At 65.8% G+C, this 23,706-nt stretch carries 21 protein-coding genes; 11 read left to right on the top strand and 10 right to left on the bottom strand.

The features are described from left to right. The first annotated feature begins 92 nt into the window (after positions 1–92). Positions 93–1,217: a ThuA domain-containing protein gene (locus CEQ44_RS03115; protein WP_254914342.1), complete on the top strand. Its 1,125-nt coding sequence runs from the start codon at positions 93–95 to the stop codon at positions 1,215–1,217. On the opposite strand, the gene CEQ44_RS03110 is transcribed toward CEQ44_RS03115, so the two are convergent. Genes CEQ44_RS03110 through CEQ44_RS03085 form a run of 6 tightly spaced genes read right to left on the bottom strand, consistent with a single transcriptional unit; the run spans position 1,189 to position 8,124 of the window. After that, entirely contained in the window at positions 1,189–2,217 is a 1,029-nt protein-coding gene (locus CEQ44_RS03110; protein ID WP_088182855.1) for a UDP-glucuronic acid decarboxylase family protein, read from the bottom strand. The two genes, CEQ44_RS03115 and CEQ44_RS03110, sit on opposite strands and share 29 nt — an antisense overlap. After that, positions 2,214–3,194 carry a glycosyltransferase family 2 protein gene (locus CEQ44_RS03105; RefSeq protein ID WP_088182856.1) on the bottom strand — a complete coding sequence of 327 codons (981 nt, stop codon included), beginning with the start codon at positions 3,192–3,194 and terminating at the stop codon, positions 2,214–2,216. Before CEQ44_RS03105 ends, CEQ44_RS03110 begins: the two co-directional genes overlap by 4 nt. Beyond that, entirely contained in the window at positions 3,191–4,306 is a 1,116-nt protein-coding gene (locus CEQ44_RS03100) for a glycosyltransferase family 4 protein (RefSeq protein ID WP_088189855.1), read from the bottom strand. Before CEQ44_RS03100 ends, CEQ44_RS03105 begins: the two co-directional genes overlap by 4 nt. Further along, entirely contained in the window at positions 4,303–5,706 is a 1,404-nt protein-coding gene (locus tag CEQ44_RS03095) for a lipopolysaccharide biosynthesis protein (protein ID WP_176401062.1), read from the bottom strand. The genes CEQ44_RS03100 and CEQ44_RS03095 overlap by 4 nt, the downstream gene beginning before the upstream one ends. Next, a complete protein-coding gene (locus tag CEQ44_RS03090) occupies positions 5,703–7,202 on the bottom strand; it encodes an O-antigen ligase (RefSeq protein ID WP_088190775.1) in 1,500 nt (499 codons plus the stop codon). Before CEQ44_RS03090 ends, CEQ44_RS03095 begins: the two co-directional genes overlap by 4 nt. Continuing rightward, positions 7,192–8,124: a hypothetical protein gene (locus CEQ44_RS03085; RefSeq protein ID WP_140419425.1), complete on the bottom strand. Its 933-nt coding sequence runs from the start codon at positions 8,122–8,124 to the stop codon at positions 7,192–7,194. Before CEQ44_RS03085 ends, CEQ44_RS03090 begins: the two co-directional genes overlap by 11 nt. A 294-nt stretch (positions 8,125–8,418) precedes the next feature. On the opposite strand from CEQ44_RS03085, the gene CEQ44_RS03080 reads away from it, so the two are divergent. The 10 genes from CEQ44_RS03080 to CEQ44_RS03035 are packed head-to-tail and all read left to right on the top strand — an operon-like array spanning position 8,419 to position 19,156. Beyond that, positions 8,419–9,810, top strand: a complete 1,392-nt coding sequence (locus tag CEQ44_RS03080) for an undecaprenyl-phosphate glucose phosphotransferase (RefSeq protein WP_176400234.1) — start codon at positions 8,419–8,421, stop codon at positions 9,808–9,810. Next, positions 9,810–10,904 (top strand): hypothetical protein, encoded by a 1,095-nt coding sequence (locus tag CEQ44_RS03075; RefSeq protein ID WP_140419288.1) that lies wholly within the window; start codon positions 9,810–9,812, stop codon positions 10,902–10,904. The genes CEQ44_RS03080 and CEQ44_RS03075 overlap by 1 nt, the downstream gene beginning before the upstream one ends. Further along, entirely contained in the window at positions 10,901–11,623 is a 723-nt protein-coding gene (locus CEQ44_RS03070; RefSeq protein WP_088182863.1) for a sugar phosphate nucleotidyltransferase, read from the top strand. The genes CEQ44_RS03075 and CEQ44_RS03070 overlap by 4 nt, the downstream gene beginning before the upstream one ends. Continuing rightward, a complete protein-coding gene (locus CEQ44_RS03065; RefSeq protein WP_088182864.1) occupies positions 11,620–12,597 on the top strand; it encodes an NAD-dependent epimerase/dehydratase family protein in 978 nt (325 codons plus the stop codon). The genes CEQ44_RS03070 and CEQ44_RS03065 overlap by 4 nt, the downstream gene beginning before the upstream one ends. Before the next feature lie 10 nt (positions 12,598–12,607). After that, on the top strand, positions 12,608–13,534 hold the full coding sequence (locus CEQ44_RS03060; protein WP_176400235.1) for a glycosyltransferase family A protein: 927 nt from the start codon (positions 12,608–12,610) through the stop codon (positions 13,532–13,534). After that, positions 13,531–14,298 (top strand): polysaccharide biosynthesis/export family protein, encoded by a 768-nt coding sequence (locus tag CEQ44_RS03055; RefSeq protein WP_140419289.1) that lies wholly within the window; start codon positions 13,531–13,533, stop codon positions 14,296–14,298. Before CEQ44_RS03060 ends, CEQ44_RS03055 begins: the two co-directional genes overlap by 4 nt. After that, positions 14,295–15,926, top strand: coding sequence for a hypothetical protein (locus CEQ44_RS03050; protein WP_088182867.1), 1,632 nt, complete (start codon positions 14,295–14,297; stop codon positions 15,924–15,926). The genes CEQ44_RS03055 and CEQ44_RS03050 overlap by 4 nt, the downstream gene beginning before the upstream one ends. Continuing rightward, positions 15,923–16,738 (top strand): class I SAM-dependent methyltransferase, encoded by an 816-nt coding sequence (locus CEQ44_RS03045; protein ID WP_140419290.1) that lies wholly within the window; start codon positions 15,923–15,925, stop codon positions 16,736–16,738. Before CEQ44_RS03050 ends, CEQ44_RS03045 begins: the two co-directional genes overlap by 4 nt. Continuing rightward, complete coding sequence (locus CEQ44_RS03040) at positions 16,731–17,933, top strand: DUF1972 domain-containing protein (protein ID WP_176400236.1); 1,203 nt, start codon at positions 16,731–16,733, stop codon at positions 17,931–17,933. Before CEQ44_RS03045 ends, CEQ44_RS03040 begins: the two co-directional genes overlap by 8 nt. Further along, on the top strand, positions 17,930–19,156 hold the full coding sequence (locus CEQ44_RS03035) for a glycosyltransferase family 4 protein (RefSeq protein WP_088182869.1): 1,227 nt from the start codon (positions 17,930–17,932) through the stop codon (positions 19,154–19,156). The genes CEQ44_RS03040 and CEQ44_RS03035 overlap by 4 nt, the downstream gene beginning before the upstream one ends. Here the strand turns inward: CEQ44_RS03035 and fahA are convergent. From fahA to phhA, 4 genes are all read right to left on the bottom strand, one after another. Further along, on the bottom strand, positions 19,071–20,360 hold the full coding sequence (gene fahA, locus CEQ44_RS03030; RefSeq protein WP_088182870.1) for a fumarylacetoacetase: 1,290 nt from the start codon (positions 20,358–20,360) through the stop codon (positions 19,071–19,073). The genes CEQ44_RS03035 and fahA overlap by 86 nt on opposite strands. Then, positions 20,357–21,658, bottom strand: a complete 1,302-nt coding sequence (hmgA, locus tag CEQ44_RS03025; protein ID WP_088182871.1) for a homogentisate 1,2-dioxygenase — start codon at positions 21,656–21,658, stop codon at positions 20,357–20,359. The genes fahA and hmgA overlap by 4 nt, the downstream gene beginning before the upstream one ends. Positions 21,659–21,760: 102 nt before the next feature. Continuing rightward, positions 21,761–22,801 carry a 4-hydroxyphenylpyruvate dioxygenase gene (hppD, locus tag CEQ44_RS03020; protein WP_088190779.1) on the bottom strand — a complete coding sequence of 347 codons (1,041 nt, stop codon included), beginning with the start codon at positions 22,799–22,801 and terminating at the stop codon, positions 21,761–21,763. Then, positions 22,798–23,670: a phenylalanine 4-monooxygenase gene (gene phhA / locus CEQ44_RS03015; protein ID WP_088182873.1), complete on the bottom strand. Its 873-nt coding sequence runs from the start codon at positions 23,668–23,670 to the stop codon at positions 22,798–22,800. The genes hppD and phhA overlap by 4 nt, the downstream gene beginning before the upstream one ends. Between the last annotated feature and the right edge of the window lie 36 nt (positions 23,671–23,706).

The following is a 23,706-nucleotide window of genomic DNA, read 5'->3' as shown; positions in this document are numbered from 1 at the left end:
GTTGTTTTGCAACCCGCGATATACGGTCAGGACGCCTTCCCTATGGCGCATCGTCGCATTACGGGTGCTGTAATGATAAAGGGAGATGGATGATGAAGCGGCTGCTGGCCATGATTACATGGCTTTTTCTGGGGTTTCTGCCCGCGTCCACCCTGGCGAAGGCGCCGACCGACTGCCCGCTGCGCGACGCGCCTTTTTCCGTCCGATCGCCGATCGTCGATATATTGCTTAGCCCGGTCGCCAAGACTGCAATCGAAACCAGCGCGCCGCACATTCTCACCGCGCTGCCGCCGCGCTTTTTTTCGACGCAGGCCCCGACGTTCGCAGCGATCCTGACGCTGGAAGGGGTGGCCGCGAGAGAGAATATTCCCGCCGACAAGATGGCCGCGCTCGATGCGACGCTGCGCGCCATCCCGGTGATGCCCGCCGACAAGGTTGCGCGCTGCGCCCGCTATGATGATGATCGGCCCAGCTTCACTTTGCCCAAGGGCAAGCCGCGCCTGCTGATCTTCGAAAAGATCAACGGTTTTCGCGACGGCCCCTCAGTCGATGCCGCCCGTGCCGCCTTCCAGGCGATGGCGCAGCGCAAGGGCTGGGCCGTGGTCGTCAGCGACAAGGGCGCCGCAATGACGCCGTCGGTGCTGCGCCGCTTCGATGCGGTGGTGTGGAACAATGTCAGCGGCGACGTCCTCACGCTGTCGCAGCGCGCCGCTTTCAAGACCTATATCGAACAGGGCGGCGGTTTCGTGGCGGTCCATGGGTCGGCGGGCGATCCGGCGACTTTCTGGGACTGGTATGCTGACACGCTGATCGGCGCGCGCTTTGCCGGCCATCCGATGGACCCACAATTCCAGGATGCCAAGATCATGGTCGAAGGGCAAGGCCAGGCAATCGCGGCCGGCCTGCCGGGCACATGGATCATGAACGACGAATGGTATAGCTTCACCAATAATCCGCGCGCCAGCGGATCGACCATCATCGCCACGCTAGACGAGGGCAGTTACAAGCCGGGCGCGCTGGCGATGGGCGGCGACCATCCGATTGCCTGGACCCGCTGCGTCGGCAAGGGGCGATCATTCTATGCCGCAATCGGCCATCGCCCCGAAACCTATGCCGACCCCCATTATGTTACCATGCTGGAGAACGCCGTGGCATGGGCCGCATCGCGTCGTTCCGCCTGCCCGCCGGTCAGGCGCCCAATTGCGTCACGGCGGTAATAGGCGGCATCAGCCGGTCGCCGGGTAAGACCGGGGCTAGGCTTTTGCCCGCGCCGCTCAGCAGACCGTCGAAATAGGCGATGGTGTGGACCAGCCCTTCACGTAGCCGCACCGTCGGTTCCCAGTCCAGCGCAGTGCGGGCGCGGGTGATGTCAGGGCGGCGCTGGCGCGGATCGTCGGCGGGCAGGGGCCGCATGACGATGGGGGAAGATGATCCGGTCAGCGCCACGATCATTTCGGCCAGTTCGACCATGGTGAACTCGTCGGGATTGCCGATATTGATCGGCCCGGTGATCGTGTCGTCGCTGGCCATCAGGCGCAGCAGCCCTTCGATCAGGTCATCGACATAGCAGAAGGAGCGGGTCTGCGCCCCGTCGCCATAGAGGGTGATGGGTTGGCCGAGCAGCGCCTGGCAGATGAAGTTGGACACGACGCGCCCGTCCGCCGGGTCCATGCGCGGACCGTAGGTGTTGAAGATGCGCGCGACCTTGATGCGCACCCGCCCTTCGCGATGATAGTCGAAAAAGAGGGTTTCGGCGCAACGCTTCCCCTCATCATAGCAGGCGCGCGGGCCGATGGGGTTCACATGGCCCCAATAATCCTCCGTCTGCGGATGGACTTCGGGGTCGCCATAGACTTCGCTGGTCGATGCCTGGAGGATCTTTGCGCCGGTGCGTTTGGCCAGGCCCAGCATGTTGATCGCGCCATGGACGCTGGTCTTGGTCGTCTGCACTGGATTGATACGATATTGTAGCGGCGAGGCCGGGCAGGCGAGATTGTAGATCTCGTCCACCTCGACATAGAGGGGGAATGTCACGTCATGGCGCATATATTCGAAATTATGCCGCCCCAGCAGTTGGACGAGATTGCTCTTCGACCCGGTGAAGAGATTGTCGACGCATAGCACGTCATGCCCCTGCGCCACCAGCCGGTCGCACAGATGCGATCCGAGAAATCCGGCCCCGCCGGTCACCAATATGCGTTTGACGCCCTTGTTCATGGTTGCTGCTCCCTTGCTGGAAATCGCGGCTGTCGGGTGAAGATGGTCACGGCCATGACGCCGAGATAGCGGCGGCTGAAGCGCGCCATCGCGCTGTGGCCCCGCCCTGGACGCAGAAAGCCGAGCAGGCTGAAGAGCAGCCAGCGGCTGGCATAGCCGGTGAAGAGTATGGCGTCATAGGCCGCCCGCGCGATCGGGCCGCGGCCCTGCCGGAAAAAGAAGCGCGGCCCTTTATAGACGCTGGCCAGCACCTCCATAGAGGATTGGCGCGCGAAGCTGGCCCCATGATGATGGGTGATGCTCTGGCGCGCGGAATAGAGGACGCGCCAGCCGGCCTGGGCTACGCGATGGCAAAGTTCCATATCCTCGCCGAACATGAAATAGGCGGGGTGGAATATGGTGGGACCGATGGCCGCGCGGCGAAAGGTCAGCGATGCGCCCGATACCCAGTCGATCGGCCGGACGCCGGGCGGGTCGTCGTCCAGATAGACGGCGGGCGGCGCCCAACGGCGCGGCAACAGCGCGCCCAAGAAGAGATAATTCCAGGCGAGGTTGGCGAGCGTCGGGAAAGCGCCGCCGGACGCGCGCTGGAAACTGCCGTCGCTGTTGCGCAGGCGGGAGCCGAGGATGCCGATGCGGGGATCGCCTTCGATCTGCGCGAGCATGGAGGCGATGGCGTCGGGATCGACCACCGTATCGGGATTGAGCAGCATGATGAAGGGGGCGTCGGTCGATTCATAACCGATCTGGCATCCTTTCGCGAAACCGTGGTTCGCGCCGCTTTCGATCAGCCGGACCCAGGGGAAGTCGGCGCGCACCATCGCCGCGCTGTCGTCGGCCGAAGCGTTGTCGATGACGATCGTTTCGACGCTGTCATTGGGCAGGCCGCTACTGGCGGCGACTGCGGCCAAGCAGTCGCGCAGCAGGTCGCGGACGTTCCAGTTGACGATGATGATGGCGAGCGTGGGCTGGGTCATCGGGTCAGGCTCCGGTAAAGGTCGGCATAAGCGGGGCGCAGCGCCGCCCAGTCATAGGTGGCGCGGGCATGGTCGCGCAGGACGCAGCGTGCCCGTTCGGCGGGGTCGGCGGCCATGCGCGCCAGTAGCGCGGCCAGTGCGCCGGGGGCTTCCATGTCGATCCAGTTGTCGGGGCTGGGCAGCAGCCAGCGAAAATGCGGCGCATCATGGGTGATGACCGGCAGGCCCGACGCCGCTGCCTCCACGATGGCGAGGCCGAAGGCTTCGAAGGTGGCGGCATGCGGCATTACGTCGGCGAGCGCGAACAGGTCCGCCACCTCGCCGGTCGGAACATGCGTCACGCGCACCCGATCGCCCAGCCGCGCGCGAGCGTAGGCGGGGAGATCGGGGTCGCCATGGTCAAGGCTGCCGTCCAGCCAGAGCAGCGGATCACCGGCCATGCGCGTGACTTCATCGATCAGATGATGGGTGCGCTTATGGTTGCGATTGAGCGCGGCGACCGAGAGGATGACGAAGCGGTCAGGCGCGATGCCATGCCGGGCGCGCAGCGTGGCGCGGTCCGCGCTGGGGATGAAGCGATCCGGGCGGTAGCCGCAGGGGATGAGCGTCATATGGGCCGGGTCGTGACCCTGCGCTACGGCATCGGCGAGCGTCGCTGCGGACATCTGGTGCAGCCGGTCGCAGGGCGGATAGTCGCGCGGCGGCATCGCCGTTCCTTCGGTGTAGAGAAGGCGGAAATTAAGGCTCAGCGCGCGGCGCAGATGGAACAGCAGCCGCGCCAGCGGCGGATCGATCACATGGACGATGTCGTAGCGCCCGGCGATCAGGTGCGGCAGCAGCGCCAGCGCGAAGGTCAGACATTCGGCATGCATCGGCGTGCGGCCCATTAGCCGGTGGAGCGGCAGATAGCGCAGGGTGCGACCGCCCCGCGCCAGGAAAGGCAGGATGATCTCGTCAGTGCGCCGCTCCCCGCCGCCCTTGAACAGGGTCATGGCAAAATCGCCGCGCATCTCATCGAACAGGTCGCGGAACAGCCGCTCGAAACCGCGCTGGACCAGGCCGATGCCGGGGCAGGCGATCGCGATGCGGGGCGCGATTTTGGGGGTGTTCATGCAACGCCTCCCGCCAACTGCCGCCAGAGCGGTGCGTCCCGGCGTCCGATCAGCAGCAGCGCGCCGAGCAGGATCAGGCCTGCCGCCAGCCCACCTGCGAAGCTGCCTGCGATCGGGCTGGCCGCAACCAGTAGCGCCGTGGCTATGGCGCTGCCCATTGTCGTGGCGACCGGTCGCCAGTCGATCGCGATGCCTGTCGCGCGTTGAGCGATCGTGCTGACGGCCACCGTGCCGAGCAGCAGTTCGACCAACAGGCAGCCGAGCGCCGCGCCGGTCACGCCCATATGCGGGACCAGCAGGAACAGCGCAGCGCACTGGCCCGCTAGCGATGACAGGGTGAGCAGCATCGCCCGTCCCTGCCGCCCGGCGATGACGATCAGCGGGGCCATGGCGGTGGTGATCGCGCGCGCCAGCAGGGTCCAGGCCATGAGTTGCAGCAGCGGCGCGCCGGCCACGAAATCCGGTCCCATGAGCCCCATGAGGAACGCCGCGCCACCATGGATGCCCGCGAACAGCAGCGCCGCCAGCGCCACCGACAGCAGCAGCGTGGCTTGCTGCGTGCGGGCGAAGGCGGCGGGATCACGCCGCCAGTCGCGCGCCATGACGGGGAAGGCGGCGCTGTTGATCGCCTGCACAGCGACCAACACCGGCATGATGAAGCGCGCCGCCGCAGCATAGAGCGCCACCGCGCGCATATCCAGCAGCCGGGCGAGCAGCAGCGGCGCGAGCGCGTCGTAGAGCAGCACTAGAAGACCCGCGCAGCCCAAGGGGAGCGCCTGTCCGACGAGGCGCGCGGGTGTGAGGCGGGTGCTGGTTTGCATCGCGATCGGCCCGGCCCAATGGATCGTCAGCGCCGCCTGCACCAGACGGGCGACGGCGAAGCTTGCCACCAGCAGCGGCAGCGGCGAACGATACAGGCAGGCCAGCGCGAGCAGCGGCAGCATCACCCCCACCCCCGCCAGTTCCGCGCCGATATCCCGGTCCATCCGCATGGCAAGCCGCAGCGTCGCGCGCGCCGGTTGCAGCCAGGCGGTCGCCAGCACTGCGACGCTCCCTGCGCAACCCGCCAGCACGACATCCCGATCCTGCCCGGCGGCCAGCAACAGCAGCGGCAATGCCACCGCGACCGCTGGCCCCTGCACCCGCTTGGCCCGCGCCAGCGCATCCAGCACCGCAGCCCGCCGCCGCGGTCGCCGCGCTGCATCGCGCACGCCAATGTCGGTCTGGCCGAAATCGACCAGCCATTCGGCTAGGCCGGTGAGGCTCAGCATTAGCGCATAGGCGCCGAACTGCTCCGCGCCCGCCAGCCGCGCGACGATCAGCGCCGCCCCCATCCGCAGGCCCGACAGCCCGACCCGTCCGACGACCAGGCGCGCGCCGCTGCGTATCAGGCCGCTCATGCCGGACGCTCCGCGCCGTTGCGCCTTTGCCAGATGTCGATCGCGACGATGATGGCGGCGATGACCCAGAACAGCCGCGCGCCGGGCATCTGACGCAGGAAGAAGCTGCCCAGGCCGTCGAGCAGATTGGCGCATAGCCCGGCAAGCGCCCCGACATTGAGGGCATGAAGCCAAGGATCGGCGCAGCGTTTCGCGTTGCGCCATGAGGTGCGCAGCAGGCCGATCAGCATCGCCAAGAAACAGGCGAAGCCGATCGTCCCCTGCTCCGCCCAGATCAGCAGATAGATGTCGTGCACCACCGGCCAGTTCGCGCCGAATGTGCGGGTCAGCGCCTCCGTCCCGCCATAGGCAGTGCGGCCGGGGAGATGCTGGACGAAGCTGTTGAGACCGACGCCCAGCAGCGGGTGGTCGCGCACCATGTCCCAAGCGACGCCCATCCATTCCCAGCGAAAATCGACCGCACCCGGATCGCTCTGGGTGAAGCGGCGCAGGATCGCGGGGGCGGCGGCCAGCGCCGCGATCAGGCCGAACGCCAGCGCGATCGCCGCGCCCGCCAGCGCCCGCCGCCGCGATCGCCTATCGCGCAGCATGAGGCCGACGACGATCGGCGCGGCCAGCGCGAAGGCCAGCCAGCCCGATCGCGATAATGTGAGCAGCAAGGCCAGCAGCGCCGTCGCCAGTGCCGCGCCGATCGCGGCCTTTCGGTCGATCGGCAGGCGCGTCATCAGCATCGCCAGCAGCATCGGCGCGAGCATGGCGATGAAGCCGGCAAGGATATTGGGATGGCCGAGCAAGCCGCCGATGCGGAAGGTCGCGCCGCCATCCATATAGGTGGCGCGATTGGCATATGCGAGCGTGGTCATCGTCGCCTCGCCCAGAAATTGCAGGCCGATATCGCCCTTCTTCGTGTATTGGGCGATGCCGACGGCTGCCTGGAGCAACAGACCGCAGGTCAGCGCCGCGAAGAGTTGGAGGAAGCGGCGCACCCGTGTCAGCTCGCCCAGCAGCAGCAGGAACAGCGACAGCGACTTGGACATCTGAAACGCCTCCGCCGCCGCCAGCTGGCGATAGGGACCGAGGACGGCGTCGATCAGGCCGAGCAGGATCATCGCGATCCAATAATAAGCGAGGCCAGGGATGCGGGGGCGCGCGCAGCCCCGCGCGGCGTCGCGCCATTGGAAAAGGAACAGCGCCAGCAGGAACAGATCGACGACCTCGATCGTGTAGGCCCCGGCCCCGCCCATATGGGGCATGGGATGGAACCGCTTGGCGATGCCCAATGGCGCGGTCAGGCCCACGCCCCAGAGGCAGGCGAGCCGGGGATTGCCGCTGGCCCAGACCGCACCGCCCAAGCCCAGCGCGCCGACCGCCACCAACGCCGCGCCGCGCCCGGACGAGAGGCCCGCCGCGACGATGAGCGCCGCGCCGCCTGCTGCGCCGGCCGCCAGGAGCAGATGGCCGGATGACGCAGGAGAAAGGCGGACTTCAGCCGCCATGGACCGGCATGGTCAGGATCAGGCCGACATCAGCGATGCCATTGGCGCGGAAAGCCTCATGCGCGGCGTGAAGGTCCGCCATCGGCGATCGCCCCTCTTCCGCCAGCGCCCATATCAGGTCGGCGCGCGTCGCCAGCGCAATATTGCGGCTGTCCGCCATGATCGCGCGCTGCTGGATCAGGATGTGGTCGAACCGGTCGGCCAGGAAGGATAACATGCCCGCGATATGATCCGGCCGGCCGGCGGCGGGGCGTTGGCCCGCGCCCAGCAGGATCATGTCCGGCCGGGGCAGCATCCGCATCACCTCCACCGCCGACCAGGGATCGTCGGCCCGCACCTCCGACAGGCCCGGCTGGCCGCTTGCGCCGAGCGGGACGCTGACGCCATCGCCGCCCAGCGTTGCGTCGATCAGCAGCACCCGCCCGCCGCGCTCAGCCTGTATCATGGCCGTCAGCAGTAGCAGCGTGTCGTTGGCCGCATCGGCATCGCATAGCGCGCTCAGCACTATTGTCCGTGCGCTGCCGATCCGTTGCGCCAGATAGCGGTAGCTGCGGGAAGCTGGCGCCGTCGGCGCGTGGAAGCGGTCCAGCGTCCGCCCGGCGGCTGCGCCGATCCGTCGCGCACCGTCCGCCAGGCGGGCGAGCGGAAAAGCGCGCGTGCCGACGGGCGGATGGCCCGCCAGCGCCGGCCGGTCCGCCGCCGGCCGCCAGATCACCGCATAGCCGCGCGGCACCGGGGTCCAGCCCGCGCCGGGCCGCTGCACCAGTTCCACGCCGCAGCCCAGGCAGCGGGAAAAGCCAATGCCGCCGTTCCAGACCGTCGCCGGATCGGCGCGATGATAGCCCAACATGCAGAACATCCGTCTGGTCGCCCCTTTCCCGCCCAGAATCTTACCGTCCTTCGATCCTGTTGATCGAATCATAATAAATATAACTGATGAAATAATAGATATGACAATACACAGCACAATATGTCGAAACGATGATGTCACAAATTGGAACATAAAATATTAAGATGGTTAACCACACTATGACTCATCTTGCAGTTTTGATTTGATTGAGAAGTGATTCGGGATTTTTATCCCCTAAATACGTATTTGATGAATTTAATAATTTAGGTTTTGCGTAAATTACATAATCTTATCTGAATTTTACTTCAGTCGGAGCGCCAGGCTATGCAGCCCCCCCAATGGAATGCGGATTTCAGGACGACCGGCATGTTCCAGCAATTCGGCGCGCTGTTCGTGCGCCTGTGCCGGCTGGTCGACACCGGGCTGATCCTGCTGTGCATGGCGCTGATTGCCGGCGCTTTATCTAACCGGTCGGCGATCATTGACGCGCTGTTGTGCGTGGCCGTGCTGGAGCTGGTGGCGTCCTTTTTCCACCTCAGCCGGTCCTGGCGGATCGTGCGGCTGCGCCATGAATTGGCGGACCTAACCGCCCATTGGACGATCAGCTTTGCAGGGATCATGACGCTGTTCTGGCTGCTGGGCGACCTGCCGCTAGCGCGCGCCGGGGTGTGGGGGCCAGCCGCGACGTTCTGGTATGGCGCGGCGCTGGGCGCGATCATCCTGTTTCGCATCGCGGTGCGGCTGGCGCTGCGTTTCTGGCGCAGTTTCGGTCATGACCAGCGTAGCGCGGCGTTCATCGGCGCGACCGAAACGGCGCAGCGGTTGGGCGAGGTGTTCGCGCGGCAGCGCTGGATGGGCATCCGATCGTTGGGCGTGTTCGACGATCGCCGGCCGACGGACGATCGCACCGTCGCCCTGCCCGGCCACGCCTTTGGCGGGCCGGTCGATCGGCTCTATGATCTGGCGCGATCCGGCGCGGTCAGCCGCATCTATGTGACGCTGCCGATGGCGGCGGAACAAAGGATCAAGGCGATCCTCGACCGGTTCAGCGACACCACCGCATCGCTCTATTATTGCCCGCCTTTGTTCCGCCTGGACCTGGTCGGCGCGCGCTGGGACGATGTCTATGGCCAGCCGGTCGTCAGTATCGTGGAATCCCCGTTCGAAGGCTATTCGCGCCTGATTAAACGGGCGGAGGATGTCGCCCTCACGCTCATCGCCTTACCGCTCATCCTGCCGATCTGCCTGTTGGCGGCAGTCGCGATCAAGCTGGATACGCGCGGGCCGGTCTTTTTTTCCCAGACCCGCTATGGGCTGGACGGTCGGCCGTTCCGCATCTGGAAATTCCGGTCGATGCGGGTCGCCGATGATGACGATTTCGTCCAGGCGCGGCGTGGCGACAGCCGGGTGACGCGGGTCGGCGCGTTCCTGCGCCGCACATCGATCGATGAACTGGCGCAGTTCATCAACGTCGCGCTGGGCAGCATGTCGGTGGTCGGGCCGCGGCCCCATCCGGTCGCGCTGGACGATAATTTCCGGCCGCTGATCCATCGCTATGCGGTGCGGCACAAGATTAAGCCAGGCATCACCGGGCTGGCGCAGGTCAGCGGCTGGCGCGGGGAAACGGATACGCGCGACAAGATGGAGCAGCGCGTCGTCCATGATATCGAATATCTGCGCCGCTGGTCGATCTGGCTGGACCTGCAGATCGTGGCGCGCACGCTGCTGGTGCCGTTCGTGCAGCGGAACGCCTTCTGATGCGGGGGATAGCCTCCTCTCTCGCGTTGGTACTGGCAGCCTGCACCAACCCTGCACCACCGCCGGACCTGCCGCGCGCGATGCCGGGCTGGCGGGTCAGCCGCACAGCGCCGGTGATCGCGGCAGGATCGCTGCGCCGCCAGGGGCTGTGGAACGACCCCAGCCCGCTGCGCACCGCGGACGGCTATGTCCTCTATATGACGAGCAGCACAGACGCGCCGTTCAAGCCGCCGGTCCTGCCCTTCCGCGCGGTGTCGGGCGATGGCACGCATTGGACGCTGTCGCCGGCCACGCCGCTGCTGTCGCCAGCCGGCGGCCCTTATGCGAGCATCGAAACGCCCAGCGTCGTCTCGTTCGCGGGGCGCTACTGGATGGCCTTTACCGGCGTCTATGCCAGCGCCGATCCGTCGCCCATGGCGATCGGCCTGGCCGTTTCGCCCGATGGCGTGGCGTGGGAAGTCGCCAATTGGACGCTGCTGCGGGCGACCGGCGGGGCGACCGCCTGGAACGGCTATCTGGTCGGCGAGCCGGGCGCGGTGGTGCGCGGCGGCGAATTGCTGATCTATTTCTCCGCCGTGGGCGCGCGCGCGGAAGGCGGCCCACCGCGCCAGTCGATCGGGCTGATCCGGTCGCGAGACGGCGTGCACTTTACGCCGCCGATACAGGTGCTGGTCCAAGGGCCGCTCTATCCCGCGCGCCAGGGCTATGCCGGCTATTCCTCGCCAACCGCGCTGGCGGACGCAGACGGCATCGACCTCTTCTATTCGGTCGCGCATGTGCAGGAGGGCGCAGACCCCGCATGGCAGCAGGTGGCGATCCACCATGCCCGGTCCGCCGACGGCATGCATTTCCGTGAGGATGCAGCGCCGCTGCTGACCCGCGCCAGCACGGATTGGACCGACGGCGAAATCCTGGCCCCCGGTCCGCTGCGCGACGGCGACCAGATCAAGCTGTGGTTCGGCGGCCATGTCGCCCATTCGCGCCTCGCCCCCCTGATCCAGCGCGGCATCGCCGGGCCGGAATTCGGCATCGGCCTCGCCACCCTATCCCTCGACCAATTCACCCGACCCAAGACGAAAGGAACCGACCGATGAAAGTCGTCATATTATGCGGCGGGCAGGGCATCCGCGCCTTTCCCTTCACCACCTATCTGCCAAAGCCCATGCTGCCATTGGGCGGGACGCCGGTGCTGGTCCATGTCATCAAGAATTTCATCCGCCAGGGATTTCGCGACTTCATTCTGGCGGCTGGATATCGGCAGGATGTTCTGCACGATTATTTCGAGGGGAAGGATATCGGCGCCAGCGTCCAGATCGTGGACACCGGCGAGGACGCCGATACCGGCCGCCGCATCTGGAACTGCCGCCACCTGATCGACGGGCCGTTCATCGCCACCTATGGCGATGGCCTGTCGGACGTGCCGCTGGATGCCGTGGTAGCCTTCCACCGCGCCCATGGCGCGCGGCTGACGATCACGTCGGTGCCGATGTATTCGCAATATGGCGTGCTGTCGGTGGAGGAGGATGGCGCGATCGCCCGCTTCGCCGAAAAGCCGTTGATCGCCGATTACTGGATCAACGCCGGCTTCATGGTGATGGACCCGGCCATCTTCGCCGACTGGCAGGGGGAGAATCTGGAGCGCGACATCATCCCGCCGCTGATCGCGCGCGGCGACGCCTTCACCTACCGCCATGACGGCTTTTTCAAGTCGTTCGATTTCTACAAGGATGTGGTCGAGATGGACGAGACGCTCGCGGCCGGCGGGCCGCCGCCCTGGATCGCGCCCGCGCTGCCACAGGAGCGCGCGGCATGAGCGGCGCGTGGAAGGGTAAAACCTGCCTCGTCACCGGCGCGACCGGCTTTCTGGGCGGCAGCCTGGTCGCGGAACTGCTGGCGCAGGGCGCCGAGGTCGTGGCGCTGGTACGTGACATGGTGCCGCAATCGCGCTTCCAGGCCGACGGCCTTGCCACCCGCGCCAAGGTGGTGCGAGGGTCGCTGGAAGATTATGCCGTCATCGAACGGGCGCTCAACGAATATGCGGTCGATACAGTCTTTCACCTCGGCGCGCAGGCGATCGTGGGCGTGGCCAACCGCAATCCGCTGTCCACCTTCGAAGCCAATATCAAGGGGACATGGGTGCTGCTGGAGGCGTGCCGCCAGGTCGCCACGGTCGAGCGGATCGTCATCGCCTCGTCCGACAAGGCCTATGGCGACCATGACACCCTGCCCTATCAGGAGGATTTCGCGTTGCAGGGCCGCCACCCCTATGACGTGTCGAAAAGTTGCGCCGACCTGATCGCGCTGAGCTACGCGCAGACCTATCGCCTGCCCGTCGCCATCACGCGGTGCGGCAATCTGTTCGGGCCGGGCGACCTCAACAGCAACCGTATCGTGCCGGGCACCTGCCTGGCTGCGATCGACGGGGAACGGCCGGTGATCCGGTCGGACGGATCGCCGGTGCGCGACTATGTCTATGTCGAGGATATCGTGCGCGGCTATTTGCTGCTGGCCGAGCATATGGGCGACGCTGACGTGGTCGGCCGCGCCTTCAACTTCGGCACGGGGGAGCCGGTAAGCGTGATGGACCTGACCCGCCGCACGCTCGCCGCGGCGGGGCGCGCCGACCTGGTGCCCGACATACGCAACAACGCCCATGGCGAGATCCAGGCGCAATATCTGTCCTCTGCGCTGGCGGCGGAGAAGCTGGGCTGGGCGCCGGGCGCGGGGCTGGATGAGCGGTTGGGCCAGACCTTCCTCTGGTACAAGGCGCATCGCCATTTCTTCTGAGCGCATCTTCGTGGGTGTCCCCACCTATGATCGCCCCGATTTCGTGCGGGAGGCGGTGGCCAGCCTGTGCGCGCAAAGCTTCCGCGATTTCCGCGTGGTGGTGAGCGACAACGCCTCGCCCGGTGGCGTCGGCGATGTGGTGCGCGCCTATGTCGAGGGCCTGGGCGATCCGCGCATCCGCTTCGTCCAGCAGGCGGACAATGGCGGCGAATATGGGCAGGGCCGCTATTTCTTCGAACAGGCGGGGGATGCCGATTATTTTTGCATCCTGCATGATGACGATCTGTTGTCGCCCGCCTATCTTCAGCGCGCGGTCGCGGCGCTAGACGCCGCGCCGGACGCTGCCTTGTTCGTCGCCAATCCCTGGCTTTTCGATGCGGACGGACGGCCCTCCGACGCGCAAAGCTGCGCCTATCGGCGGATGCATCGGCGGGGCCGGCCGCGCGGCCGTTTCCCCATACTCGACACGCATATGGCCAGCGGCTTCACACCCATTTCGGGCACGCTGTTTCGCACCGCCGCGCTTCATCGGTCCGGGTTCGTCGATGCCGACTGCCATGGCAATTTCCCCTTCGAGCTGAACATCTTCACCCGGCTGGGCGATAGCGGCGCGGTCGGCTGGTTCGATCCTGACGTGCTGCTCGGTTTTCGCTATCATGCGGGGCAACTGCGCAACACGCTGGGGCTGATGGCCAACTCACAGGTCGTCGCCACCATGTTGCGGATATTGGAGCGCCGCCGCTACAGTGGCGCGCCCGAACGCCGTCGCCGCGCCATCGTCGCGCGGCTGCATCGCGCGCAGGCGGATATGGCGCTGGCGCTGGGCGATATCGCTGAGGCCCATGCGTCGCTGGTTCAGGCCTGTGCCGCCAATCCCTTATCGCCCCGCGCTTGGGCGATGCGCGCGCGCCTTACCCTGGCGGGAGCATCGGCATGATCGCGCCAAACTGCACTTCGTCCCGCACCAGCCTGTTCACCGCGCTGTTGCTGCTCATCCCGATCCTGCTCGGCGCCTGCTCGACCAGTCTCAGCGCACCCGCCAGCATCGCCGCAGTGCCGGACGTGATACGATCGGCCGCCCGCTACGAAAGCGCCTATCTGCTGGGGCCGGGCGATCAGCTAGAGATAGCGGTCGATAGGATGCCCGAACTGTCGCGCAGCGCGACTGTTCGCCCCGACGGCATGGTGACGCTGCCCCGGTCTGGCGACATCGCCGTAGCGGGCCTGACCCCGATGGCGGCGGCTGCGGCGGTGCGGCAGCGCCTGCTGGCGCGGGTGCGCGATCCGCAGGTCAGCGTCGCCGTGGCCAATCCGCGCGAGAACAAGGTCTTCGTCGCAGGTGAGGTGAACCGGCCCGGTGCGGTGCCGCTGCGCGATGCGCCGACCGCCGCGCAGGCGCTGATCCTGGCAGGCGACGCCGGCAAGACAGCGGCCCTGTCCAATGTCGCGCTGATCCGGCTGGACGATCAAGGTCACCTCAACGCGCATATCCTGCGCAGCGGCGCGCGCGGCCATGCGGGGATGCTGCTGATGCTCCAGAATGTGCCGCTGCGCCCCGGCGACATCATCGTCGTGCAGGAAAGCGGCGGTGCGCGCTTCGCCCGCTTCCTGCAAAATTACGTCAACGCGCCGCTAGGCGGCCTCAGCGCGCTGATGGCCCCCTATGTCCAGTTGCGCCTGTTGCAGGAGATCGACCGATGAGCGAGGCGGTGCCCCATCGCCCGGAGGCGGACAGTTTCGATTTCCGGCGCGCGGGGCGGATCGTGGGCTTCGCGATCGCCGGCCATCGCCGTCTGATCCTGGCGGTGGCGGCGCTGACGTTGGCACTGGTCGGCGTCTACATCATAGTCTGGCCGCCGGTCTATTCCGCCAGCGTCACCCTGTCCGCCGTGTCAGACGACGATCGCCAGCGCGAGAATTTCTATAATGACTGGGCGGTGTTCCGCCGATCGGCGCTGAAGGACGAGATGATCCTGGCGACATCCGGCCCGGTGCTGAAACAGGTGATCGCCGACCTGAACCTGGGCTATCGCGACGTCTATCATCCGCCGCTGCGCTACCTGACCTGGCTGTGGACGCAAAGCTGGCCCGGCCGCGCCTGGCGGGGGACGAAAGATGCGCTGTTTCCGCGTGCGCCATCGCCTTATGTGGCGACGGCCAGCCAAATCGAGCGCGCCCGCACCCTGGACGATTTTCGCACCGGGGTCGCCATGACCCAGTTGCCCGACAGCCATATCGCGCTGCTGACGGTGCGGGGCCCCAGCCCCCGCGTCGCGGAAATCGCCGATGCGGTCGCGGCCACCTATATCGCCCAGCGCCGCGCCCGCTTCGCCACCGAAGCGCGGCAGGCCTATGCCGCGCTCCAGACGGAGGCGGATCGCGCCCGCACCGATCTGCGCGCGCTCGAAGCCCGGATGGAGCGTTACTACACGCAGAACGACATGCTGCTGATGTTCGAGAAGGACAAGGTCGAGATCGGCCAATATCTGGGCCAGCAGGCCGAACTGGACGCCAAGCGCACCGCGATCGCCGCGGCGCAGAGCGCACTGGCCGCCGTCACTGCGCAACTGGCGCGCGAGCCGCGCGATATCCTCGCCAGCCGACTGGTGCAGGACAATCCGGTGGCGGCGCAACTGAAGCAGGAGCAGGCGAAGCTGGTCGCGGCGCGCGATGCGCTGCTGGTCCGGTATCGCCCGGATTCGCCCGACGTGCGCGACATGGATGACCAGATTGCAGCGATCGGCCGACAACTTGCCGCCCAGCCGCAGCGAGGGGTGCAGCAGAGCAGCATCGCCCGCAATGGCGGCTATGACGCGCTGCGCGCGCGCCGGGCGGCGCTGGAGGCGCAACTGGCGGGGGATCGCGCGGGGCTGGCCACCCTGTCGGGCGAGGTAAGCGCGCGGCGCGCGACGATCGACCGCATCCCGCAGAAGATGAAGGACAGTCATGATCTCGGCCGCGGCCACGACATGCTGGAAAAGACCTATCTGGCGTTGCAGGACAAGCTGATGACCGCCGCGGTCACGGCCGCGACCGCCCAGTCCGCGCCGTCGGCGATCCAGCTGGTCGAAAGCGCGGCGCTGCCCGACAAGCCCGACGCGCCGCAGACCAAGCTGTTGCTGGTCGCCGCGCTGATCGGCGGCCTGTGCGCCGGGGTGGTTGCGGCGGTGCTGCTGGACATCATCCAGAACCGCGCAAACCGCTTCCGCCTGACCCAGCCGGACGCGCCTTTTCCCCTGATCGCCATCGTCGGACAGGACCGGGCCTATGCCCTGCGCCTGTTCGATCGCGCTCCGCCCCCCGTCCCTCAAGAAAGGCACCGGCCATGAAATATCACATCCTGCGCGCTACGCGATCGCTCGGCCTGCTGCCCATGTTCGATCGCATGGCTTTCCTGCGCAAGCGGGCGCGGGCGGCGCGCAGCAACCGCGCCTTCATCGCCAGGCATCCCGGTTTCGCGGTGCCGCCGGAGGATCTGGCGTTCGATGCCTATAACAAGGTCGACTGGGCGGACTATCATGACGTCGGACTGGCCCATGCGGCGCTGTTCGCCCGGTTGATCCGCACATATTTGCCTGATGCGCAGCCGTTGCGGGTGCTGGAGTGGGGGTGCGGGCCGGGGCGGCTGATCCGCCACATGCCCCTTCTTCTGAGCGGACGGTCGCCTGCTCTGACCGGCACCGATTATAATCCGGCGACGATCGACTGGTGCCGCGCGCATCTGCCGGGCATCGATTTTGCATTGAATGGCCTGGCCCCGCCCTTGCCCTTCCCTGACGATAGTTTCGACGCGGTCTATAATTTCTCGGTCTTCACCCATTTGTCGGCGGACATGCATCGCGACTGGACCGCCGAACTGCACCGGGTGCTGCGCCCCGGCGGCATGATGATCGCGACCACCCATGGCGACCATTATCGCTATCTGCTGACCCAGAAGCGGGAAACGGACGCCTATGATCGCGGCGAACTGGTGACGCAGGCGCGGTTCGAGGAAGGGAAGAAATGGTATTTCGCGGTCTATCCGCCCGGCTGGGTGCGCTGCCATCTGCTCGCTGCGTTCGAACGGGTGGAGCAGGTCGCGCCCGGCCCTGATGCGGGCATGACGCAGGATGTCTGGATCGGGTTCAAGGCGCATGGCTGACCCCGCCCGCCCGTTGCGTGTCGCCATCATCGGCGATCGCGGTATTCCCGCGCGCTATAGCGGTTTTTCGACGCTGGTGGAGGAACTGGCCGTCGGGCTGGTGCGCGATCATGGCATGGACGTCACCGTCTATTGCCGGAACCAATATTATGACGCGCGGCCCCCGGTCTGGCAGGGGGTGCGATGCCGCTACCTCCCCGCGCCGGGCGGCAAGAGTTTCGAGAGCATCGTCCATAGCAACCTGGCCGTGTTCGACGCGGCCTTTCGCCGCTTCGACCTCGTCTTCGTGGTCGATCCGGGCAATGGCCCCTTCATCCTGCCGCTGCGAGCGCTGGGCGTGCCGGTGGTGATCCATACCGACGGGCTGGGCTGGCAACGCCGCAAATGGAACGGGTTGCAGCGGACATATTATAAATGGTCTGAAAGCGTCAGTGCGCGGCTCGCCACCTGGCTGGTCACGGATTCGCGCGCGATGCAGGCCTATTACGACCGCGAATATGGCGCGGCTTCCACCTATATTCCCTATAGCGGCGCGGTCGGGGATGCGCCCGACGACGCGGCTCTGGCTCGCTATGGCGTGACGTCCGGCGACTATTATCTGGTCGTCGCGCGAATGGAGCCGGAAAATAATGTCGATCATATCATCCGCGAGTATCGCGCGTCTGGTGTCGCAAAGCCGCTGATCGTCGTCGGATCGGTCCCCTATGAGAGCGCTTATGCCCGCGCCGTTGCGGCCCAACATGACGGGCAGGTGCGCTGCGTTGGCGGCGTGTTCGACTCCGCCGACTTGAACGCCCTCTATCGCCATTGCGCGGCCTATCTGCATGGGCATGAGGTCGGCGGCACGAACCCCAGCCTGCTGCGCGCCATGCATTGGGGGGCGCCCTGCGTGCCGATCGACGTGATCTTTCATCGGGAAAATGTCGGGCCGAACAATCCCTATTTCAGCAAGGCCAGCGGCGATCTGGCGGCGATCCTGCGCGATCTAGACGCCGATCCTGCCCGCCGGGCTGCGCTGGGCCGGGCGACGCAGGCCCATGCCGCCGCCACCTTCCGCTGGGACGCGGTGATCGACGGCTATGCCGCGCTGTTCCGGCGGCTGATCGCACTCAAGGCGGCGGGGCGGCGACCGACCGCGGCGCTGATCGGCGAAACATACCGGCCGGATATTCTCGCGCCCGCGCAGGTCGCGTGAAGATACTGCATGTCTTCAACCGCCATCGTGGCGGCGGCGGGGCCGACAACGCCTGGGACGCGACCATCGCCCTGTCGCGACGGCGGGGCCTGAATATCGCCATATTCGAACGGGATAGCCGTAATCTTTCACCGGGAATGGCAGGCAAGCTCAGCGCCTTTGCCAATGGCCTTTATGCTCCCGCCGCGTTGCGCGCCTTTGCGGCGCGGCTGGAGCAGGACCGGCCCGATATCGTTCACACACATGAACTTTACCCGCTGTTGACCCCCTGGCTGTTCGAACATTGCACCCGTGTCGGCATCCCGATCGTCCATAGCTGCTATGATTTCCGCGTCACCTGCCCCATCGCCACCCATCATGATGGGGCGGGCGTTTGTACCCGTTGCATCGATCATGGCGCGCATCAGGCGATGCTGCGCAACTGCCGCGACAGCCTGCCCGAAAGCGCCGCCTTCGCGCTGCGCCATGCGGTGGCGGGCTGGCGCGATTTCTACCGCCGTCATGTCAGCCGCTTCATCGTGCTCACCGACTTCAGCCGCGACTGGCTCCATGCCCAGGCCGGCATCCCGCTCGACCGGATCAGCGTCAACGAATGTGCCATCCCCGCCGCGCCCGATCCTGTCGATCCAGCCAATGGCGCCTATTTCGCCTTTGCTGGCCGCTTCGTGCCGGAAAAGGGGCTGGACATATTGGTCGAAGCCAGCCGCATGGCGGACCTGCCCATCCATGTCGCGGGGCCGCCCGGCAGCGACCCGACGCCGCTCATGTCCAAGGGCGTGCCGGTGACGATCACCAGCGGACCGGAGTCCTTGGCGACCATCTATCGCGGCGCGCGGGCGCTGGTGGTGCCCAGCCTCTGGTTCGAAACCTTCGCCATCGTCGCGGCGGAGGCTATGGCGCATGGCGTGCCGGTCATCGCATCGCGCATCGGCGCGCTGAACGACACAGTGCGTGAAGGACGGACCGGCCTGCATTTCGCGCCCGGCGACCCGGCCGACCTCGCCCGGCAGATGCAGCGGCTGTGGGACGATCCGGGGCTGTGCCGCACGCTGGGCGCGGCGGCCCATGCCGATGTCGTCGCGCGCTTCAACGAGGATGCGCATTTCGACCGGCTGGTTGCCGCCTATGACGCGGCGCTTAGGGCGCCGGACATATCATCGCCCGGCATTCGCCAAAGCCGATCGGTGCAAAGCCGGGCACCGTCGCGCTCGCCCGCAGGATGATCTCGTCGCCATCCTCCAGAAAGGTGCGGCTTTCGCCGCCGGGCAAGGCCACCGGTTCTTTGCCGCCCGCCGACAATTCCATCAGGCTGCCATAGCCCGATCGATCGGGCGCCGAAATCGTGCCGGTGCCCAGCAGATCGCCCGGACTGAGATTGCAGCCGTTGGAGGCGTGGTGGGCGACGATCTGCTGCACGGTCCAATACATGTTGCTCGCCGGGCCGGTGCTGAGGCGATGGGGCGCACCGCCCCGCGCCCGCATCGCCGCGGTCAGGATCGACACTTCCAGCGTCAGGGCCAGCCCGCCATGCTGGCGATCGGCCGCGTCCTGAAGATAGGGCAAGGGGTCTGGATCGCCCTGCGGCCGGGGCGGTTGGGGCAGGCGGAAGGGCGCCATCGCTTCGGCCGTCACCACCCACGGCGAAATGGTCGACTGGAAATTCTTGGCCAGGAAGGGGCCGAGCGGCTGATATTCCCAGGCCTGGAAATCGCGCGCCGACCAGTCATTGAGCAGGCAGAAGCCCGCGACATGATCGGCCGCCTGATCGATCGGGATCGGGGTGCCCAGATCATTGCCGGCCCCGATCCAGACGCCCAGTTCCAGCTCATAGTCCAGCCGGGTCGATGGACCGAAGATCGGCGTGTCCGCTTCGGGCGGTTTGCGCTGCCCCAGCGGTCGCCGCACCGCCACGCCCGATGGCCGGATCGACGACGCCCGGCCATGATAACCGATCGGCACATATTTATAATTGGGCAGCAAGGGATTGTCCGGCCGGAATTGCCGACCGATATTATTGGCGTGATGGATGCCGACATAGAAGTCGGTATAATCGCCAATTTGGGCCGGCAGGTGCAGCGCGCAGTCCGCGGCGGCATGGAGATGAGGGCGCACCTGATCCGCCATCGCCCGATCGCTCAGCATCCCGCTAATGGCATGGCGCAGCTTGCGACGCTGTTCAGTGGGCAGGGCGAACAGCGCATTCAGACGGTTATACCGCAAGGCATCCGATGCGGGCAGTTGATCGGCAAGGGCCGAAAGATCGAGGATGCTGTCGCCGATCGCAACGCCGATCCTCGCGTCTCCGTCCGGCGGTGAGAACACCCCGAAGGGCAGGTTCTGGATCGGGAAATCGGCATGGCCATTCGCGCCGTCAACCCAGCTCGTCCGCGCCGGATCATGCGTCTCGTCGGTGGTCCACCAGCTCATGCGTCGCTCCCCTGCGTTGGTAATTGCGCCTTGGCAAAGCCTGTCCAGCACGCATCATAATCGCCCTGTAACAAAGGCGTTTCCATCGCCCAGCCTGTCGGCGTGAAGGGCAGGCGACTTTCGAACATGAAGGCCATTGTATCCTCGATCTTGTGCGGCGTCAGTGTTGCCGCGACCGCGCGGTCATGGCTCGCCACGTCCGGGCCATGCGCCGACATCATATTGTGCAGGCTCGCCCCGCCCGGCGCGAAGCCCCCTGCCTTGGCGTCGTAATCGCCGGTGATGAGGCCCATGAACTCGCTCATGATATTGCGGTGGAACCAGGGCGGGCGAAACGTATCCTCCGCCACCATCCAGCGCGGCGGGAAGATGACGAAGTCGAGGTTCGCGGTTCCGGCGGTGTCGCTCGGCGACGTCAGCACGGTGAAAATCGACGGGTCGGGATGATCGTAGCTCACCGTGCCGATGACATTGAACCGTGACAGATCATAGAGATAGGGCGCGACATTGCCATGCCATGCCACGACATCGAGGGGGCTGTGATCCAGCATGGTCGACCAGAGCCGCCCCTGATATTTCTGCACCAGTTCGCAGGGGCGATCGACATCCTCATAGGCGGCGACGGGCGCCTCGAAATCGCGGACATTGGCGAGGCCATTGGAGCCGATCGGTCCCAGATCTGGCAATCTGAAAAGCGCGCCATGATTTTCGCAGGCATAGCCGCGCGCCACGTCGTCCAGCAGTTCGACGCGAAAGCGCACGCCGCGCGGGATCAGGGCTATCTGCAACGGCGCGATTAGCATGACGCCCATCTCCGTGACGATCCGCAACCGGCCCTGCTGCGGCACGATCAGCCATTCGCCGTCGGCGCTGAAGAAGGCGCGATCGACCATTGACCGATTGGCCGCATAGAGATGGAGGCTGCACCCCACCCCCGCCGCAAAATCGCCATTACTGGCATAGGTGACGAGGCCGTCGATAAAGTCGGCGGCTTCCAGCGGCAGCGGCAACGAGTTCCAGCGCAACCGGTTGGGCGTCGGCGCGCCCGCTTCAAATGCCGGTCTGCCCAGCGGTGCCTGCCCGGCATAGGGCATGAACGGCGGGTGCATCGCGCTCGGCCGCATCCGGTAAAGCCAGCTGCGCCGGTTTTCCTGTCGCGGCGCGGTGAAGGCGGTCGCGGACAGTTGCTCGGCATAGAGGCCATAGGGCACCCGCTGGGGCGAATTGCGCCCGACCGGCAGCGCGCCCGCCACCGCCTCCGTCGCGTGATGATTGCCGAAGCCGGAAAGATAATCCATTTGCCGCTCTCCTCCGTCCATCCTGCGCGTGTCGAAGGGCCGTCCCTATGAGAAAGGACGGACAGGCTTCGACAGGCTCAGCCCGAACAGTTTTAGATTATCTCACGCGTCGACGCTGACCACGCCGCGCCGTATCTGGTCCAGTTCGATGCTTTCGAACAGCGCCTGGAAATTGCCGTTACCGAAACCCTCATTGCCCTTGCGTTGGATGATCTCGAAAAAGATCGGGCCGAACATATTCTCAGTGAAGATTTGCAGCAATATACCTTCGCTTTCGACATCGCCGTCGATCAGGATGCGGTTCTTGCGCAGCCGCTCCAGATCCTCGCCATGGCCGGGTACGCGCTTGTCGACCAGTTCATAATAGGTCTCAATCGTGTCCTGCAACCGCACGCCCCGCGCACGCAATCTCTCCACCGTGTCATAGATATTGTCGGTGGTGAGCGCGAGATGCTGGATACCCTCGCCATGATAATCGCGGATGAACTCCTCGATCTGGCTCTTGTCGTCCTGGCTTTCATTGAGCGGGATGCGGATCGCCTTGTCCGGCGCAATCATCGCCTGGCTGGTAAGGCCGGTGGCCTTGCCCTTGATATCGAAGAATTTCTGTTCCTCGAACCCGAAGAGGGTGCGGTAAAATTCGCTCCATACCCGCATCTGTCCGCGCCGGACATTATGCGTGAGATGATCGAGCAGGTCGAGGCCGACGCTGTTTTCCGCCGCCTTCTCCTGCCAGCCGGGAAACTCGGCCCAGTCGGCATAGGGATCGCCGTCTGCCGGCATGAAATAGAGATAGGCGCCGCCGATCCCTTCGATGACCGTGTCGTCCTCCGCCGTCGCCTTGCCGCCATTGGCCAGCGCCCATTCGAGCGCGGCTGCGGGATCGGCGACGCGGAAGGCCATGGCGCTGGCCGACGGGCCATGCACGCCGCGAAATTCAGCCACGCGACCGGCATCGTCGCGGTTGAGCATCAGATTGATGCGCCCCTGGCGGTAACGGGTGATGTTCTTGCGCGGGTGGCGATGGCTGGCGACGAAGCCTAATTGCTCGAACTGCGCGGCCATCGCCTCTGGGTCGGGCGAGGTGAATTCGACAAATTCGAAGCCATTGAGGCCCAAGGGGTTGTCGGTAGTGGCGGTCATGCGTCGTCCTCTTCCTTTTTACTGTTGGCATAATCCTGCGTGCCGCGATGGAAGACGCGGTCGGTCGCCAGGATGGTGTCGGTGTCGATATCGGGCAGGCCGTCGAGCTGCGCGTAGAGCGGCGCGAAGTCGGTTTCGGCGGTCATGCGCAAAAGCTGTTCGAAACTGTCGATGACGAAATAGCTTTGCTGATAATCGTCGATGCGATAGCGGGTCCGCATCAATCGCTGGAGGTCGAAACCCAGGCGATTGGGCGACGGATCGTCCAGGGCGAATTCCGACTCGCCATGCGATGACACAATCCCCGCGCCATAGAGTTTGAGGCCGTCATCGTGGCGGATCAGGCCGAATTCGACGGTGTACCAGTAAAGCCGCGCCAGCCGTTCGATCGACCCCAGCGCATCGGCGCGCAGACCGCCCTGGCCATAGGCCTGCATATAATCGGCGAAGACGGGGTTGGCGAGCAGGGGCACATGGCCGAACACGTCGTGGAAAACGTCCGGTTCCTGGAGATAGTCGATCTGGTCGGGCTGGCGGATGAAGCGACCGGCGACGAAGCGGCGATTGGCGAGATGATCGAAAAACACCTTGTCCGGCACCAGTCCGGGCACGGCGATGACCTGCCAACCCGTGCGTTTCATCAATCGGTCGGACAGTTCGGCAAAGTCGGGGATGCCCGGCTTCGTCATCCGCAAGAAATCCAGCCCTTCTAGAAATTCGTGCACGGCGCGGCCAGGCAGCATCTGCGTCTGGCGCGCGAACAGGCGATCCCACATCGCATGGTCTTGGCGCGTATAGGACGCCCAGTCCTGCGGGATGGTCCAGTCCGCTGCTGCGCCATCGGGCGCAAGAAGGTCGATGTTCGCCATCTGCCTATCATGCCATGAACGCATGGAAATCAGGTT

It is taken from the genome of Sphingobium sp. Z007, from assembly GCF_900013425.1.
Lineage (GTDB): Bacteria > Pseudomonadota > Alphaproteobacteria > Sphingomonadales > Sphingomonadaceae > Sphingobium.
Note: the sequence above shows the minus strand (reverse complement) of the source record. Positions and strands in the feature narration are given on the sequence as shown.